Origin of the sequence: Bariatricus sp. SGI.154 (assembly GCF_050313795.1) — a bacterium.
Classification (GTDB): Bacteria; Bacillota; Clostridia; order Lachnospirales; family Lachnospiraceae; genus CAMBRQ01.
Genome location: NZ_JBNPMC010000009.1, coordinates 76,709 through 94,908, shown reverse-complemented (window position 1 = coordinate 94,908; position 18,200 = coordinate 76,709). Strand labels below are relative to the sequence as shown.

Here is an 18,200-nt window from a genome sequence, read left to right as displayed (position 1 = left end):
TATGTATTGGAACGATTACACCTCCGGTAGGTACGACCCTGTTCGTGGGAGTAAAAGTTGGTGGTGTGAAGATTGAGACGGTTATTAAACAGTTGTTAATATATTTTGCGGCAATTTTTATTGTATTGTTACTGGTAACTTACATACCGCAGTTGTCATTGTGGCTGCCAAGTCTGATGGGTTATGTGTAAGTGTGGGTAAAAGGTATAAATAGATTGGATTTAAACGGAGGTTGATGAAATGAAAGAATTTATGGATAAGGATTTTCTGTTAAGCACGCAGACAGCGCAGGAACTGTATCATGAATATGCGGCAAAAGTTCCGGTTTTGGATTACCACTGCCATATTAATCCTCAGGAGATTGCAGAGGACAGAAAGTTCGAGAATATTACCCAGGTATGGTTGGGCGGTGATCATTACAAATGGCGCCAGATGCGGTCAAACGGTGTAGATGAGTATTATATCACAGGTGATGCGCCGGACCGTGAGAAGTTTCAGAAATGGGCAGAGACTTTGGAGATGGCAATCGGTAATCCGCTATTCCACTGGAGTCATCTGGAATTGCAGAGATATTTTAACTATCATGGTGTATTGAACGGTGAGACAGCAGAAGAAGTGTGGAATCTCTGTAATGCAAAATTGAGAGAGGACTCGATGAGTGTCCGTAACCTGATCCGCCAGTCTAACGTAACATTAATCTGTACGACCGATGACCCGGCAGATGATCTGAGATGGCACAAGGTGATCGCGGCAGATGACAGTTTTGATGTGCAGGTACTTCCGGCATGGAGGCCAGATAAGGCGATGAATCTGGAGAAACCTGATTATACAGACTATCTTGAGAAACTTGAAAACGCTGCAGATATGGAGATCCGTTCTTTTGCTGATCTGAAAGCAGCACTTGCAAAACGGATGGTGTTCTTTGACGAGATGGGATGTCGTGCGTCAGACCATGCTCTGGAGTATGTCATGTATCAGCCGGCTTCTGATGAAGAAGTAGAGAATATCTTCGCACAGCGTCTTGCAGGTGCTAAGATATCCAGATTAGATGAATTGAAGTTCAAGACTGCATTCATGCTCTTTGTTGCTGGGGAGTATACACGCCTTGGATGGGCAATGCAGCTTCATTATGGATGTAAGCGTGATAATAACACGAAGATGTATCAGAAATTAGGACCGGATACCGGATATGACTGCATTAATAATTATGCGCCATCCAGTGAGACCGCAGATTTCCTGAATGCATTGAATGAGGCAGGAAGTATGCCGAAGACGATTCTGTACAGTCTGAATCCTAATGATGATGAGGCATTAGGAACAATTCTTGGATGTTTTCAGAATTCAGATGTAGTTGGAAAGATACAGCAGGGCTCCGCATGGTGGTTCAACGACAATAAGGCGGGCATGATGAAACAGATGACATCTTTGGCGAATTTAAGTCTGTTAGGCAATTTCAACGGAATGCTGACGGACTCCAGAAGTTTTCTGTCTTACCCAAGACATGAGTATTTCAGAAGGATTCTCTGCGAGTTGATCGGTGGATGGGTAGAGAATGGAGAATATCCGAAAGATATGAAGAACCTGGAGAAGATTATTAAGGGAATTTCTTATAATAATGCGATTCGTTATTTCGGGTTTGACCTGGAGATGAAATAGTCACAGCCGGAGTTAAAAAACAAAAGGAATACAGTTGGAAATGAATCGTTAAAACAGATTCTTTCGAATCATTCAGAAAAGCATCATACAAGTGTGACTTGTATGGTGCTTTTTGTCACGGCATTCGGAGGTGGTTGCCAGTGGCAGGCTCTATTGGTTATAGAATGTCTTTGAGGCATGGTATATAATTGATAAGAAGTATTAGACAGAAGCCGCTATATACAATAAAATAATATCATAACTTCAAAGAATGGTTTTATCATGTTAAAATGTAGGAGGATATAGGTATGTTATACAGAGAATTGGGGAACACAGGGCTTCTGGTTAGCGAGATTGGAATGGGATGTGAGGGCTTTGTAGACCATGACGGTGCATATACACAGGAATTGATGGATACGGCTGCCTCATACGGCGTGAATTATCTGGATCTCTATATGCCGAACCCGAAGATCCGTCAGCTGATTGGAGAAGCCATGAAGGGCAGAAGGGATAAGTTCATTCTGCAAGGACATCTGTGTACTATATGGAAAGACGAGCAGTATAAGAGAACACGCGATATTGACGAGGTGAAGGAAGGATTTGAAGACCTTCTTAAGAAACTAGGGACGGATTACATAGAAGTTGGAATGGTTCACTATGTAGACTCAATAGATGACTGGAATGGGATTGTAAATGGACCAGTAATAGAGTATGCTAAAGAATTGAAAGCAAATGGAAGAATTAAGCATATAGGGCTTAGCAGTCATAATCCGAAGGTTGCAATGACAGCAGTAGAAAGCGGGTTGATCGAAGTTCTGATGTTCAGTGTGAATCCTTGTTATGATCTGCAGCCGGCGGGAGAGGACTGCTATGCCCTCTGGGATGAGAAGAACTATGAGAATCACCTCCTGAACATGGACCCAGACAGAGAGGCGTTGTATGAATTGTGTAATCGTAAAGGCGTAGGCATTACCGTAATGAAGGCATACGGGGGTGGAGATCTTCTGGATGCAGCCTGGTCTCCGGCAGGAAAGGCGCTTACACCATACCAGTGCCTGCATTATGCTCTGACACGTCCGGCGGTGGCAACGGTACTGGCCGGAGCACATACAGTGGAAGAGTTGAAAGTGAGTGCCGGATATGCGGATGCATTTGACGAGGAGAAGGATTATGCGGCAGCGTTCGCAGCATTTCCGAAGATCAGTTGGAAGGGACATTGTATGTATTGTGGTCATTGTGCACCGTGTCCGAAGGGGATCGATGTGGCAACCGTTACGAAGTTTTTGAATCTGACGAAAGCGCAGGGGGAAGTTCCTGAGACTGTAAGAGAGCATTATGCAGTGTTGAAACACAGGGCTTCTGAGTGTGTAGGGTGTGGCGCATGTGAGAAGAGATGTCCATTTGAAGTTCCTGTGATTCAGAATATGAAAGAAGCAGCGGCAGTATTTGGTGCTTAAGAAGGTTGAAGAATACGGGAGGAAACTATGGATACGCATGAAATATTAACGAAATTGAAAAACGGAGAGGTATCTGTTGATGAGGCGGAAGGATATCTGCGTCGTCAGCCCTTTGAAGAATTAGGATATGCAAAATTAGATACGCATCGAAAGATACGTTCCGGATTCCCGGAGGTTGTGTTCTGTAGCGGCAAAGCAGATGCGCATCTTCTGCAAATATTCGGCAGACTATATGAAGCAGACGGAGAAGTTCTTGGAACCCGTGCCTCAAAGGAGCAGTATGAATTATTGAAAGCGGCATATCCGGAGGTTTGTTACGATGAGGTGTCCCGGATTGTGAAGATAGAGAAGAACGGGAAAGAGAAAGTCGGCTGTATTGCGGTCTGTACGGCTGGAACGGCTGATATTGCAGTGGCAGAAGAAGCAGCGCAGGTGGCAGAGTATTTCGGCTCTTATGTGGAGCGGGTCTATGATGTGGGTGTCAGCGGGCTTCACAGACTTCTGGCACGGCTTGCGACCATCCAAAAGGCGAACTGTGTAGTTGCGGTAGCAGGGATGGAGGGCGCTTTGGCAAGTGTGATTGGTGGTCTGGTGGATAAACCAGTGATTGCGGTTCCGACTTCCGTGGGTTATGGCGCGAATATGAAGGGGCTATCAGCACTTCTTACGATGATTAATTCCTGTGCAAATGGAGTAGCGGTGGTTAACATTGACAATGGCTATGGAGCGGGGTATATGGCAACACAGATTAACAGACTGGGGGTTAAGATAGATGAGTAATACTTTATATTTGGAATGTTATAGTGGAATCAGTGGTGATATGACGGTGGGGGTGCTTTTGGATCTGGGGGCAGATCCGGAAGTGTTGAAGGAGCAGCTTCGAAGTCTTCCGATCAATGGATTCGAGATTCAGATCAGCCGTGTGAAGAAGTCTGGGCTGGATGCGTGTGATTTCAATGTGATTCTGGATAAGGAGCATGAGAATCATGATCATGATAATGAATATCTGTATGGACATGATGATATGCATGAACATAGTCATGATACAGAGCAGCATACTCATATGCATGAACATAGCCATGAAGGAAGCCGGCATACGCATGAACATACTCATGGGGGGAACTGGCATACGCATGAGCATTTCCATGGGGAAAGCGGACAGGCTCATCATATATACAGCCACGAACACAGAGGGTTGCGTGAGATTCAGAACATTATCCGGGATTCCGGGATTTCTGATCGTGCCAAACAGATAGCATCCAATATTTTTCTGGTATTAGGGCAGGCTGAGGCGAAAGCCCATGGAACAACCCTGGAAGAGGTGCATTTCCACGAAGTAGGTGCAGTCGATTCGATTGTGGATATTGTAGCGGCAGCCATCTGTCTGGATAATCTGGATATTACAGGAGTGGTTGTACCGGAATTATATGAAGGGCGGGGAACCATTCGCTGCCAGCATGGAATCATTCCGGTTCCGGTTCCGGCGGTTGCGAACATTGCAGAACGTCATGGACTTGCCTTGCATATTACGGACACAGAAGCAGAACTGGTAACGCCTACCGGTGCCGCAATCGTGGCAGCAGTTCGGACATCTGACAGATTACCGGGCAAATACAGAATCTTGAAGACAGGAATGGGAGCCGGCAAGAGAGACTATGGAAGAACCAGTATCTTACGTGGAATGCTGATACAGCCTGTGGAGGATGAGGCTGATTACATCTATAAATTAGAGAGCAATATTGATGATTGTACAGGAGAAGCATTCGGTTATGTGATGGAGCAGCTCTTTGCAGCAGGGGCAAGAGATGTGCATTATGTTCCGGTATATATGAAAAAGAATCGTCCGGCGTATCAGTTGAACGTAATTTGTTCGGAAGAGGATGTGTCTAAGATGGAGGAGATCATCTTCAGAGAGACTACGACGATCGGAATTCGCAGGGTGAAGATGGAGCGGACAGTAATGAAGCGCGAGATCCATACGATGACGACTTCATTCGGAGAAGCGCGGATTAAGATCTGTAAGTTTGATGGCAATATTAGGGTATATCCGGAATATGAGAGTGTGGCAGCAATCTGTAGAAATCAGAATCTGTCCTATCAGGATGTGTGGAGTCAGATTCGCCATGAGGCAGAGAATGTGTGGAAGAGGGAATTCCGTGAGTAATTATGAAACGAAAAAGAGAAAGTTAGTGGAGCAGATCCAAAGTTATGCTGCAGAAGATATTATGGTTGCATTTTCAGGAGGCGTGGATAGCAGCCTCCTGTTGAAAATTGCAAGTGATGCTGTTAAGAAAACAGGGAAACATGTCTACGGAATCTTTTTGCACACGATGCTGCATCCTGCGGGGGAAGTAGAAAGCGCACGAAAAGTGGCAGAAGAGATGGAGGCGATATTCAAAGTAATCAGGATTGATGAACTGGAAGAAGCGGGCATGAAAGAGAATCCCGTAGATCGATGTTATCTCTGTAAGAAGTATATTTTTCAGGCAATCATAAAGGAAGCAGACAGACTAGAAATCCACAAGATTCTGGAGGGAACGAATGAAGATGATCTGCAAGTATATCGTCCGGGGATTCGTGCAGTTCGGGAACTTGGAATTATCAGCCCGTTGGCAGATGTGGGACTTACCAAGGCGGAAGTCAGGAGGCTTGCTGAAGAATACGGAATCTCCGTGTCAAAGAAACCATCCACGCCGTGTCTGGCGACCAGATTTCCCTATGGAACCAGACTGTCTTACGAAGATATGCGTAAGGTAGAACGGGGAGAAGCATACTTGAAGAGTATGGGCTTATATAATGTGCGGGTAAGGGTTCATGGAACTATCGCCAGAATTGAAGTGAATCAGGATGAGATGCCGTTGATTATGGAACAAAAAGGTGAGATTATCCGGTATCTAAAGGAATTGGGATATGTATATATTACATTGGATTTGGAAGGGTTCCGGTCTGGAAGTATGGATGATGGGATAACGAATTAATTCAATATTTGACACAGAATGAAAAAAGTGCTAGGATACAAAATAATTGCCAAGTCACATAAGGTGGAATCGAGGGGGAGCGCCCTGGGTTCCGGTGAGGAGGATTAACATAGCGAGGGAATCCGTGTTTCGGAGTGAGAGGAAGTAAGGGAACTTCGACCGCCAGAATACAATATGGAAAGGAATTGATTTCATGGAGAAGACGAGAGTAGAAGTTCTTCGTATGGTAATGTTGGCGATGATGGTAGCGGTTGGAGTTGTAATCTCTCCAATCCTCAGAGTAGAAGGGATGTGCCCTACCGCTCATTTGATTAATATTGTGTGTTCAGTATTGATGGGACCGTGGTATTCTCTGCTGTGTGCGACACTGATTGGGATTATCCGGATGCTGTTCATGGGGATTCCGCCGCTTGCGCTGACAGGGGCGGTATTTGGAGCATTTTTATCGGGAGTATTTTACCGTGCATCCGGCGGTAAGATTATCTGTGCAGTGATTGGAGAGGTGTTTGGGACCGGCATTATCGGTTCGATTGTCTCTTATCCGGTGATGGCGTTCCTGATGGGAAGAGACGGGCTTACGGCCTTCTTCTATACCCCGATGTTCTTAGGAGCAACGCTGATGGGAGGTACGGTAGCGTATTTCTTCCTGAAAGCATTGAGTAAGGCAGGTCTGCTTGCCAAGTTTCAATTAAGTCTGGGAGAAAAAGTCTATGATAGAAAACATACAGCAGCTGCAAAGGCAAATTAAAGAACGAAAGCCATTGATTCACTGTATTACGAATCCAATATCGATTCATGACTGCGCCAATGTGATACTGGCAGCAGGCGGGCGACCGATTATGGCAGAGCATCCGGTCGAGGTGGAAGAGATTACGTCCATGGCAGAATCCCTGATGCTGAATCTGGGGAATATTACGGATGTCAGAATGGAGTCTATGAAGATTGCGTTAAAGACGACGCAGAAAAAGGGAATCCCGGTGTTATTGGATCTGGTAGGCGTGGCTTGCAGCAAACTTCGGATGGAATATGCGAAAGAACTGATGAAAGAGGGGGCTGTCTCGATTCTTAAAGGAAATATGTCAGAGATACTTGCGATAGCCGGGGAGCCGTCTCACAGTATTGGAATTGACGCTGGGAGAGAAGATGCGATTGATTCCGGGAATTTGAATCGGATCGTGAAGATTTTCCGAAGATTGTCAGACGAAACAGGGGCAGTGATTCTGGCAAGTGGGAAGGAAGATCTGATTGTAGATGGAGAGAAAGCATATCTGATCTCGAACGGAGATCCTATGTTATCGGATATTACTGGAACAGGATGTATGCTGGGAGCATTATGCAGCGCATATCTGGCGGCTGGAAGAGACAGAAGCACAGCGGCAGCTATATTGGGTACTGTGTCCATGGGAATTGCGGGTGAATTAGCGGCGAAGGACTGCCCGGGGACGGGGACATTTCAAGTGAGACTCTTGGATTGTTTGTATGGTTTGGATGAGGCTGTACTGGAGGGGAAAATTAGGATTCGAGAACTATAGAAAACTTTCTAGTGACCCTTGATAAAATATAGTCCAACGCCCAGAATAGCAACCAATAATTCTGTCACAGGAAAAGCAAGCCATACTCCTATAATCCCACATAACTTGGCCAGTAGAAATGCCATCGGTACAATGACCAGCAGTCCTCGGAGTAAAGAGATAATATGTGCCGGGACTGCCCGTTCGATCGAGGTAAAGTACACAGAGATTATAATATTGAATCCGACAAATGCAGCAGAAGTAAAATATAGTTTAAGCCCGGGAACAGCAATTTTCTGTAACAGCAGATTATTCTCGCTATTAAAGATTGATGTAATTGGTTCTGCAAATAAGAACACAGCCAGATAGACTACGCACGAGATCATCAACATAGCAGCCATAGCGTAGCGTAATATTTGCCGTATATTCTTTTGGTCGCCACAGCCATAAGCGCTGCTGATGAGAGGCTGGGTTCCTTGTGCAACTCCCGTGTAGATTGCCACGACAACAAGAGACAGATTGGCGATAACGCCGTAGGCCGCAACGCCCACATTTCCCTGTAATCTCAGAATGATTATGTTGAATACGATAATCACGATGCCAGAAGATACCTCGGCAATCAGGGAAGGAAAACCTAATGATAAGGTTTTTAGTATCATGCGACAATCAATCCCGGTTTTTACAAGATGGAATTGATTTTTTCCTTTTTGTAAATGAAGCGATAATATGCTCATACTAATGACCGGTGCGAAGCCTGTTGCAAATACGGCTCCGAATATTCCAAGGTGCATAGGGAAGATGAAGATGTAATCTAGCATGATATTTGCCAGGCTTCCGCTAAGCATTGCACACATCGTCAACTGAGGATTGCCATCATTTCGGACAAAGCAGATCAGAACCTCATTCATCATGAAGATTGGCGCGAAGATCATGATGACTTTCAGGTAAGTGTTAGTCATGGCGAATACTTCTGCATCTGCGCCCAGGGCAGCAGTGATTTCTTCTGACAGAAATAGCCCCATCAACAAGAAAATAGAAGCGAGAAGAGCGGTAGTGTATATGACATTGGTAAATATAATATTAGCATTCTGAACTTTCTTTTGGCTCTGATAGATAGAGTATCTGGTTGCACCGCCCATTCCAAGCATCAGTCCGCTGCCATGTATGAAACTGTAGACAGGAATAGCCAGATTCAGAGCGGTAAGTCCGTTTGCGCCAAGACCTTTTGAGATAAAATAAGTGTCTGCAAGAATATAGCAGGACAAGCCGAACATTCCTAATACATTGGAAGTAGTATACTTGATGAATTCTTTTAAGTATTGCATACGATTCATTAGAACCTCCTAAAGTTTTCTCCATAAAAAAAGCTGGTATCTCGTATCTTCAAAGGCCTAACGATACGAAAACCAACGTAAAAACGTGCTTACCCGGCGGCAAGTATAACTAATCCCCCGCAGTGATCTGCGGAGGAATAGGATTGAAGCGCAGCAGGAGGGATTTGAACCCCCGGAACCTTGCGGTTCTTCTGCTTTCGAGGCAGATGCCATCAGCCAACTCGACCACTGCTGCCTAATCAATAAACAATATGAATATCATTGCGTTTCAGCGCTATCTATTATAACACAGATGAAGGGAATGAGGGAATACCCAATCTGAAATTCTTGAAAAATCTTGCAAAAACCCTTGGAAAATTCATAAGACTTCATGAGATTAATTTGGCAAAATGAAGAAGCAATCTTGGAAATAAGCATATAATTATAGAAACGTAATAAGGAAAGAGGACCGATGCCTTGGCACCGATCCTTGGAGGGGGATGAAAAAATCTATCTAAATTTTACTTATTGTTAGGCGAAGCCAGTAACTATACCTTTATGAAGTGAAGTACAACTACCGTCTTCTGTTATTTGATAGGTTTATTATATAAAGTAAATGTGACGTAGATATGTCAAGAAATGGAAATGTTTATAAAATTTCTTAAGAAAAACAAAAGTTGGGAATTTAGTTCTTTAAGAGTTGTTCAAGAGTGTACGGCAGAGAGGGTAGATTGGGTGGTTCAGTGTCGACTCCAGTCGCCTACAATCCGTAGATTCAAAATAGATCTAAAATCAGGAACCGAATGTAATCACCGGACAAATCTGAAGATTTCTCCGGCTCAGACATTCTTGAATTCTGTGCTAGTGGCACAGAATTCATCCTGATTTAGATCTATTTTTCATCAACGGCTTGTACGGCTCTTCTACGACACTGAACCACCCACTCTACCCTCTCTGCCTGACATTCTCCGTGTGTAACTCTTAATGAACGGGGAGGATTCCTGACGGAGCGTGCGTGGAACGTTTTGAATGGATAACAGGGTGTGCACGTGGAGAAACACTTTGTGAAAGTGCTCTTTTCCGCGTGATTTTACATACCTTATCGCAGGAAACTTACCCGGCGGTATGTAATTATAGTGCAAATTACAAGTCAGGCTATGCATGCTCCCTCTCTCTGCCGTACACTTTACGAATTACTCTTCATGAATTAAATTCCTTATTTAAAAAGCCTAAATACCTGCTCCACCGTTGCTGCCATATTCGCTTTTGCATTTTCGGACTTCATAGCTTCCTCTAAGGTGGTAACTCCTCTTACAATTGGGAAGAATGCATCAATTCCAGCCTCGTTACAAGCGTTTGCATCTTTGGTAACGCTTCCTGCGAAAGCAACTACGGTAGCGTCATATTTCTTTGCAAGTTTTGCAACACCGACAGGTGCTTTGCCCATGGCCGTCTGGTGATCCAGTCTGCCTTCGCCGGTTACTACGATGTCAGCGTCTTTTAATTCATTCTCAAGACCTACGGCATTCAGGATCAGTTCGATTCCCGGTGTAAGTTCTGCCCCCAGATAACTTAAGAATGCGAATCCCATACCGCCGGCAGCGCCTGCGCCTGCAGATTCTTTGTAATCATTGCCAAGTGTATCAGATGTTACTTTTGCGTAGTTTGCCATAGCCTGATCCAGTGGCTCTTTCATATCTTCGGTAACGCCCTTTTGTGGACCGTAGATGTAGGTTGCACCATTGGTTCCGCAGAGCGGGTTGTTTACATCGCATGCAATCTGGAAATGGCATTCAGATAACTTGGAGTATACATTTTCTGTTTTAATAGAAGCAACTTTAGACAGTGCCTGTGCTCCTTCGCCAACATCCTTGCCATTTTCATCCAGGAATTCATAACCAAGAGCCTTGAGCATTCCAAGACCTCCATCGTTGGTAGCGCTTCCGCCGATTCCGATAATGAATTTCCTGCATCCTTTTTCGACAGCATCTTTAATTATCTCGCCCACGCCGTAAGTGGTAGCAGCCATAGGATCTTTCTCAGCATCGGATACAAGGATGATGCCGGCAGCACTTGCCATCTCAAGGATTGCAGTATTGCTTTCTTCCAGGTATCCATAATAAGCATCCACAGGTTTGCCAAGAGGGCCGGTTACAGTTACGTCGATCCGTTCTCCGCCTAATCCTTCGATCAGGGAATCTGTAGTTCCTTCTCCGCCGTCTGCCAGAGGCTTTACAATGACCTCAGCGTCAGGATTAGCAGCGAGTACGCCCTGCTTAATTGCATAGCCAGCTTCCATAGATGTCAGACTTCCTTTTAAAGAGTCGATAGCAACAACAACTTTCATGATTTTAAACCTCCGTATCTTTTTGAATTTGATTCAAATCTTTTTCTTAATTACAGTATAGCAGTTTTAGATAGCAAATCTATGTAATTCATAACAGAAAAACGATAAAAAAATATATAAAATTATTATACATAACAAAAACCAATAAACTTAGCAGCGTAAGTTTAACTGCTAAATCTATTGGCTATATTCGTTGGCTATATTTATTGGCATACGCCTTACGAGGATAAGAACTCATAGATACAATTAACTATATTATTGTTCTGTCAGCCCTGTGTAGGTATGGGATAATGTGATATTCAGATTACATTCCGCAATATAAGGCAAACTGCAGCAGGAATGCATCCTGGAATACACGGGGATTCAGGTCCGTCTTCTCCGTGATCCGGTCTAGTTGGTATTGCAGCGTATTTTTGTGAATGAAGAGCAGGGCAGCAGTCTCTTTCAGTGACAGATTATTAGAGAAATACGTCTTTAAGATATGCAGTTCTTTCTCTGACAGTGGCTGAAGGATACGGTCTGCGTAAGTATGCTGAATATCGGAAGGAATACTCTCTAATATGAATTCAATCGAGATATTCCCGATATCGCAGAATTCAAGGTTCTGGTTCTGAGCATGCTTTCGGGCGAGCCGGGCATTGTTATAGGAGTGGCTGAGTTGGTACAGAGTACCAAAGTCTCCAAGTCCGGCAGATATTTGCCCCTGATACCTTGCTGTCAATTCCTCGGGATGGAATCGCTGGAATATGCCTTTGTCAAAGATTGCTACCCATTCGTTAGGATATAGGTACAAAGATAGTTTACATCCAATAGAATGAAAATAAAAACGTAAGGAATTCTCCAGCGAAGCGTCTTTTAATTTTACGGACAATGCGGCGAATTCATCTTCACGGTTCAGTCCGTATTCCTGAATCAGTTGATCTAACTGGCGCTGATTAGGTACATTATCGTAGATGAGTGAAGTGATCAGATAATGAAGTGCCCGGTCTCTGGAGACCATCTGCTGATTCAGTTGCTGCTCTTTTAAGAAAACCTCCGTAATCTTAGTGATCAGGAATCCAAAGGGCTTAAGTTCCTTTGGATCACCGGTAATTCCAATGGCAGCAATCGCAGTATCTGCAAGGAAGATAGGATAGTTAATTCCGTCTTTTGCCCCCTGGAACGGATGCATGTCATCTACAAATACGGGAATCCCATGTTCGATCGCATAGGCTCCGGCCGCATGGAAAGTACCGATTCGTTTTTCGTCCGTACTTCCAATAATGATGCCGGAAGGATTGATCAGGTTGGTATCTTTTTTTACAACTTCATATACGGCATTGACAATCTGAGATGCCAGTATTTTGGAAATTTCCATTTGTATTACCACCCTTCTTCTGAATGTATCTCGAATTTTAACAATTGCTGTTCATAGTTTTCCGGGCGTTTTCTCCATTCATGAGGCGATACTCCCATTGTCTGTTTAAAATTCCGGTTGAATGTGGACAATGTAGAGAAACCACATTTATGTGCAATATCTGCGATAGGGCTGTCTGTTTTCTTCAGATACTCACAGGCAGTCTGTATCCGAACCAGATTGATATATTCCAGTGGGCTCATCTTCATATATGCCGAAAAAACTCTTCTGAAATGTGTCTCGCTGATATGGCACCAGTTTGCCAGATCTTCAATTCTTAGCGGTTCCATAAAATGGAGGGTGATATAATCCAGGGCATGGGAAACTAATGTGGCAGTCTTTATATCTTCTTCCTCCGAATCGTCCAGATTGACCTCCTCAATCGTATTCTCCCGGGCAATATTTACCAGAAGTGCCAAAAGAATACCCTTGGCTTCATCCAGATATAGTTCACGTTTTTCGCGCATAACGTCCAAAAGCCCGCGGATCATTCTTGCGATATGTTTTGAGTCTGCTACATTCTTCAATACTGCGGAAGAATTAATCCGGTAAATCATACGATCGATTCTCTTGGTATTACCTACACCCTGGTATATTTCGCGCAGGAAGCCTTCCACATCGATAAACAGATACTCCCACTTGCTGATTGTTCCCGGATCGCTATTTGTTGTGTGGGGATAGTTCTTTGGAATGATAGTAAATTGTCCGCCTGAGAAACGTAGTTCCTGTTCGCCTAACGTCATACCCCCCCGTCCTTCATAACAGTAGCCGATCTCCAGATAGTTATGAAAATGTAGGTAATCAATATCTCTGCCGTATGTTTGTGCCCACTTTTGTCCCAGAAGTGCCAGAATCGGGCTTCCTGCCGGCATCTGGTAATATCGGAATTCCATCCTGGGTTTTTTCTTCTTACTCACGCCTTTTCTCCTTTTTGTCTTTGTTAATCCCGGCTTATTGTCGAAATGCTGTTATATCTGGTGCTATTTAAGATGCATATTTTCTGCCTTCTTCTTCCAGGTTCCGGAATAATATCGTACTGCACCTACCAACATCGCACAGATCCAGGTGATTGGCGATACCAGCCATAATCCCCGGTAGCCCCACAATTGCGGGAACAGTAATGCACATCCGATTCTTGTGACTACTTCGCTTACACCCATAAGTACTGTGACTGCCACATCACCAGATGCACGAAGAATATTATGATATACGACCAGAATACCTCCGGCCAGGAAGAATAATGTAAAGACACGCATATATTCTACACCGAATTGAATTGCCTCTGGTGTCTGGGTAAATGCTTCCATGATCGGACGCGCGAATACAAAGACCAGAGGACAGAAGATGCCATAGCATATTACATTCATCAAATAGGCGCTTCGTACACCTTTTTTCACTCTGCCATAGTCTTTGGCACCCACATTCTGCCCGGTAAAGGTTCCAAGTGCCGAACCGATCGCATCTGCAAGTTGGAATCCCAGTCCCTCTACCTTCAGGCAAACTCCATAGGCAACCACCATTGTTGTTCCGTATGTATTTACAACCGCCTGCAAAGTCATGTCTGATATGGAGATGATGCTCATCTGCAGACCGGTCGGAAGTCCGTAACGCAACACTTGCCCGGCAAGATATCTGTCCATTTTCCAATCCTTTCTGTCGACTCGCAGGAAAGGAATGATCTTCAAAGCGTATATGATACAGAGTATGCCGGAGATTAATTGTGCCAGTACGGTCGCAAATGCGGCGCCGGCTGCTCCCATTGGAATCCATGCGACGAACACGATATCCAGGAATACATTCAGTACGCTGGATAACATCAGGAATATCAATGGAACCACTGAATTGCCAAGTGCCCGGAGAACTGATGAACCGAAGTTATACAGCATCGTTGCAGCGCATCCGGCATAGATGATGACCAGATAACTTGACGCCGCGGGCAGCAGTTCATCTGACGTCTGCAATGCCTTAAGCAGTGGATGAACAGTAGAGATGCCAAGGGCAGTCATTATGATTGTTGTTCCGGCTGCAACATAGATTCCGGCTACGAATGTCTGTCTGATCTCTTGTTCTTTATGCGCACCGTAAAACTGTGAGATGACGACGCTGATTCCCGTTGTTACTCCCATCATGATGGAGAACAGAAGATACATGGCAGTTCCGGCGATGCTTACGGCTGCCAGTGCCTCGTCTCCCAGATACCTTCCTACGATATAGGTATCTGCAAAATTATAGATCCTCTGACATAACATGCCCAGAAGCACCGGAAGAGCAAATGCTGACATCTGCTTTAATACCGGTCCCTGAGTCATGTCCATAACTTTTTCCTTGCTCATAATCTAAGGAACCCTTTCTCATGCCAAGAGTATTGCCTATAGAAAATAGACAGAGAGGGCAGCAGAACCATCCTGCCATCCTCTCTGTTGTCTATTTAACCACAATGCTCTGTCTAACTCAAGTTAATTTTTAGATACCGCAGAAATAGAAAGTAAATTCTAATTTTTTGCTGATATCCAACAGATATTCCGGATGTGTAAGAGAGCCCCAACTGTCGTCGCCGGCAACACCCATCTGTCCTTTTGCGGCACGTACAACTGTGTAATGAACTTCCGGAAGTTCGAATGGATGCATTGCGTTCTCCATTTCATGCGGAGTATACGGAAGAGCAGAGAAGCACATTGGTCCGTTCTCAGATGCCATTTCGAATCTCATACCTCTTCCCTTGCGGTCTGTAACTTCTGCATACCTGACTTCTTCTTTATTGCCGCATTCCTGTGGGACAAGATATGCAGCCATGTTATCTTTTACAAGGTTCTGATAAATGCCAAGTTTTGCCCCTTTCTTGCGGTCCGCGTATGTCTCTTCCGGTCCAAGGCCATACCATTTTACATGATCATAGTCTGCGCTCAGTTTGAACATCATACCGAATTCCGGCATATCACCTAATTCCTTTACCGGATCATAGGAGAGGGTAGTCTTCACGCGTCCGTCTCCGAATACTTCATAGGTTACCTGGCAGGCTGCTGCAGGTGCTGTCTGAAGATTGTATGTGAAGGTGATCGCGATGCTCTTCTCCTTTTCTTCGATGACTGGCTTACAGAGAGCGAATGCTTCATCACCGATGGATTTGTGGGAAAGATACATGCTTGCAATCTTCCACTGGGCATATCTGGCCGGCATATTATTGCCGCAGTCGTTGTCTACAGGTGCACGCCAGAAATTCGGCTTTGGAGTCGTCTCAAGCATCTCTTTTCCGGCGTATTTGTAAGAAACAAGTCCGCCATACATGATGGAGAACATTACTTCAAAATGTTCGCCTCGAACACCGATGTTATGGTTGCTCTTGATTACGGTAATATTCTTCTCACAGGTCGTGGCAGGCTTCTCTATCTCGTATACGTACTGACCGAAAGCAACTTCATGTCCTCTTTCCGCCCATACGGTATCTGCCTTCAGATGGAAGGAAACCGTAACTGTATATTCACCTGCGATTGCCTCCTCTGGCACTGGAAGTGTGTAGACTTCCGTGCTAAGTGGTGCAACATGTGTCTCTAAAAGTGCTTTTCTGATTACCTGACCGTCTCTTGCGACTGCAACACGGCATTCGAAAGTATCTGTATTCACGAACAGATTCTTATTAATAATCGTTACTTCTGTCTTAGATACTTCGGCTGTAATATTCTGGTAATTGAATTTTACTTCCTGCATCTTTGGAGAAGCATCTCTGTCTCCGCCGTATGCGATTCCGTTACCGCTGAAGTTATAGTCTGTCGGACGTTCGCCAAAGTCTCCGCCATATGCCTGGAATTCTTTGCCGTAGCGGTCCTTTTTGTAGATAGACTGATCAATATAATCCCAGATGAATCCACCCTGGTACAGTGGCTCTGTGTCAGTCAGGTCTGTGTATTTGTGCATAGCACCGCAGGAATTCCCCATTGCGTGAGTGTATTCGCAGCAGATGAATGGCTTGGTTCTGTCTTTTGCAAGGAATGCCTTGATGCTCTCGACAGATGGATACATCTGGCTTTCCATATCGCTGGTATCGTTATATCTGCGGTCGTGGAATACGCCTTCATAGTGAACAAGGCGGGTTGGGTCTAACTTGCGGAATAGTTCTGACATCTCGTAGATGTCTTTTCCGCCGAAGGATTCATTACCGCAGGACCAGATTAAGATTGCCGGATGATTCTTATCTCTCTGGTAGATAGAATTCACACGATCCAGCATGACATCCAGCCATTCCGGCTTGTCACAAGGAACGATATGGGTATAGTCGCCAGTTGCTTCTGCAAGATCCCAGGAGCCGTGTGATTCCAGGTTGTTCTCGTCGATCATATAGATGCCATATTCATCGCAAAGTCTGTAGATGAGGGAGGCATCTGGGTAATGGCAGGTTCTGATCGCATTGATGTTATTGCACTTCATCGTCTCAAGATCCTTGCGAAGTTCTGCTTCACTTACATAGCGTCCACTTACAGAACTGAATTCATGACGGTTTACCCCTTTGAAAACAATGCGCTTGCCGTTCAGGGTCATGATGCAATCTTTCATCTCGAAGCGTCTGAAACCAACTTTCTCGGGGATAATCTCCTGAAGTTCTCCTGATTCATTATACACTTCGATTGTAAGGTCATAGAGATTCGGTGCTTCGGCACTCCAAAGTTCCGGGTTTTCTACGGTCCATACATAAGCAGTTTCGCTGTCTAATGCTTTTTCTTCTTCGAATACGACACTGTCATCCTTCGCAAGACGGAAGATTGCTTTGCCGTTCGTGCCGTTCTGACATATGGTTTCGAGATTAATGCTAAGTTCGGCTCTTTTTAGTGTCTCATCCGGAATTGCACGGATGCACAGATCACGTACGTGCAGATCAGGAACTGTGTACAGATATACATCTCTGTAGATACCGGAGAAGCGGTAGAAGTCCTGATCTTCACACCAGCTTGAGGATGTCCATTTGAACACTTGTGCTGCCAGTTTGTTCTCTCCATCTGTTACATATTCTGTCAGTTCGAATTCTGACGGGGTGAAAGAGTCTTCACTATAACCGATAAACTGTCCGTTCAGCCACAATGCCAGTCCACTTTCGGCACCCTGGAAGGAGATGAAGAGACGTCTTCCTTTCATTCTCTCCGGTACGGTGAAATATTTTACATAACTTGCTACCGGATTAAAGTGCTCCGGGATCTCGCCTGGCAGAATCTCATCGTGTCCTTCCCATGGATACTGTACATTGGCATACTGCGGAATGTCATATCCCTCCATCTGGATGTGGGCAGGTACATGGATGTCTTCCCAGTCCTTGCAGCAATAGTCATGTGCTTCGAATCCGGGAATTGTTGATTTATAATTTCTGGCATAATGGAATTTCCACAGACCGTTCAGGCTTTCCTTGAACTCTTCAACCCCTGCTTCTATATCCAGTGCTGAAGCATAGTATGGGTGATCAGAATGAGCATCAAGTCTTCCGTCACGGAAATACTGAGGATCTTTCAGTTTTTCATAATCAAATGTGTGCATGAGCGTTTCCTCCTTCGCTGATTAAGTTTACATCTTGTTATCATTA

General features: G+C 44.7%; 14 protein-coding genes and 1 tRNA gene. 8 read left to right on the top strand and 7 right to left on the bottom strand.

Going from position 1 to position 18,200, the window contains the following annotated elements; translation table 11 throughout:
• From ACQRBN_RS06445 to thiM, 8 genes are all read left to right on the top strand, one after another.
• The coding region (locus ACQRBN_RS06445; protein WP_427738167.1) for a TRAP transporter large permease subunit at positions 1-191 on the top strand (191 nt) is incomplete at its 5' end.
• A gap of 49 nt (positions 192-240) precedes the next feature.
• Positions 241-1,656 (top strand): glucuronate isomerase, encoded by a 1,416-nt coding sequence (uxaC, locus tag ACQRBN_RS06440; protein ID WP_427738166.1) that lies wholly within the window; start codon positions 241-243, stop codon positions 1,654-1,656.
• Between the two features lie 287 nt (positions 1,657-1,943).
• Positions 1,944-3,092: an aldo/keto reductase gene (locus tag ACQRBN_RS06435; protein ID WP_427738165.1), complete on the top strand. Its 1,149-nt coding sequence runs from the start codon at positions 1,944-1,946 to the stop codon at positions 3,090-3,092.
• Positions 3,093-3,119: 27 nt separating this feature from the next.
• Positions 3,120-3,872 carry a nickel pincer cofactor biosynthesis protein LarB gene (larB, locus tag ACQRBN_RS06430; protein WP_427738164.1) on the top strand — a complete coding sequence of 251 codons (753 nt, stop codon included), beginning with the start codon at positions 3,120-3,122 and terminating at the stop codon, positions 3,870-3,872.
• Positions 3,865-5,256 carry a nickel pincer cofactor biosynthesis protein LarC gene (larC, locus tag ACQRBN_RS06425; RefSeq protein ID WP_427738163.1) on the top strand — a complete coding sequence of 464 codons (1,392 nt, stop codon included), beginning with the start codon at positions 3,865-3,867 and terminating at the stop codon, positions 5,254-5,256. The genes larB and larC overlap by 8 nt, the downstream gene beginning before the upstream one ends.
• Complete coding sequence (gene larE / locus ACQRBN_RS06420) at positions 5,249-6,070, top strand: ATP-dependent sacrificial sulfur transferase LarE (protein ID WP_427738161.1); 822 nt, start codon at positions 5,249-5,251, stop codon at positions 6,068-6,070. Before larC ends, larE begins: the two co-directional genes overlap by 8 nt.
• A 193-nt stretch (positions 6,071-6,263) precedes the next feature.
• The gene (gene thiW / locus ACQRBN_RS06415; protein WP_427738160.1) at positions 6,264-6,818 is read left to right on the top strand and encodes an energy coupling factor transporter S component ThiW; all 555 of its coding nucleotides are present in this window, start codon (positions 6,264-6,266) and stop codon (positions 6,816-6,818) included.
• Entirely contained in the window at positions 6,781-7,602 is an 822-nt protein-coding gene (thiM, locus tag ACQRBN_RS06410; protein WP_427738159.1) for a hydroxyethylthiazole kinase, read from the top strand. Before thiW ends, thiM begins: the two co-directional genes overlap by 38 nt.
• Before the next feature lie 8 nt (positions 7,603-7,610).
• On the opposite strand, the gene ACQRBN_RS06405 is transcribed toward thiM, so the two are convergent.
• From ACQRBN_RS06405 to ACQRBN_RS06375, 7 genes are all read right to left on the bottom strand, one after another.
• A complete protein-coding gene (locus ACQRBN_RS06405) occupies positions 7,611-8,915 on the bottom strand; it encodes an MATE family efflux transporter (RefSeq protein WP_427738158.1) in 1,305 nt (434 codons plus the stop codon).
• Between the two features lie 149 nt (positions 8,916-9,064).
• Positions 9,065-9,150, bottom strand: a tRNA-Ser gene (locus ACQRBN_RS06400).
• Positions 9,151-10,110: 960 nt separating this feature from the next.
• Positions 10,111-11,241, bottom strand: a complete 1,131-nt coding sequence (locus tag ACQRBN_RS06395) for a glycerate kinase (RefSeq protein ID WP_427738157.1) — start codon at positions 11,239-11,241, stop codon at positions 10,111-10,113.
• A 304-nt stretch (positions 11,242-11,545) separates the two neighbouring features.
• Positions 11,546-12,598: a CdaR family transcriptional regulator gene (locus ACQRBN_RS06390; RefSeq protein WP_427738156.1), complete on the bottom strand. Its 1,053-nt coding sequence runs from the start codon at positions 12,596-12,598 to the stop codon at positions 11,546-11,548.
• Between the two features lie 5 nt (positions 12,599-12,603).
• On the bottom strand, positions 12,604-13,554 hold the full coding sequence (locus ACQRBN_RS06385) for an AraC family transcriptional regulator (protein WP_427738155.1): 951 nt from the start codon (positions 13,552-13,554) through the stop codon (positions 12,604-12,606).
• A 63-nt stretch (positions 13,555-13,617) separates the two neighbouring features.
• Positions 13,618-14,970 (bottom strand): MATE family efflux transporter, encoded by a 1,353-nt coding sequence (locus tag ACQRBN_RS06380; protein WP_427738154.1) that lies wholly within the window; start codon positions 14,968-14,970, stop codon positions 13,618-13,620.
• Positions 14,971-15,100: 130 nt separating this feature from the next.
• Entirely contained in the window at positions 15,101-18,154 is a 3,054-nt protein-coding gene (locus ACQRBN_RS06375) for a glycoside hydrolase family 2 TIM barrel-domain containing protein (RefSeq protein ID WP_427738153.1), read from the bottom strand.
• Between the last annotated feature and the right edge of the window lie 46 nt (positions 18,155-18,200).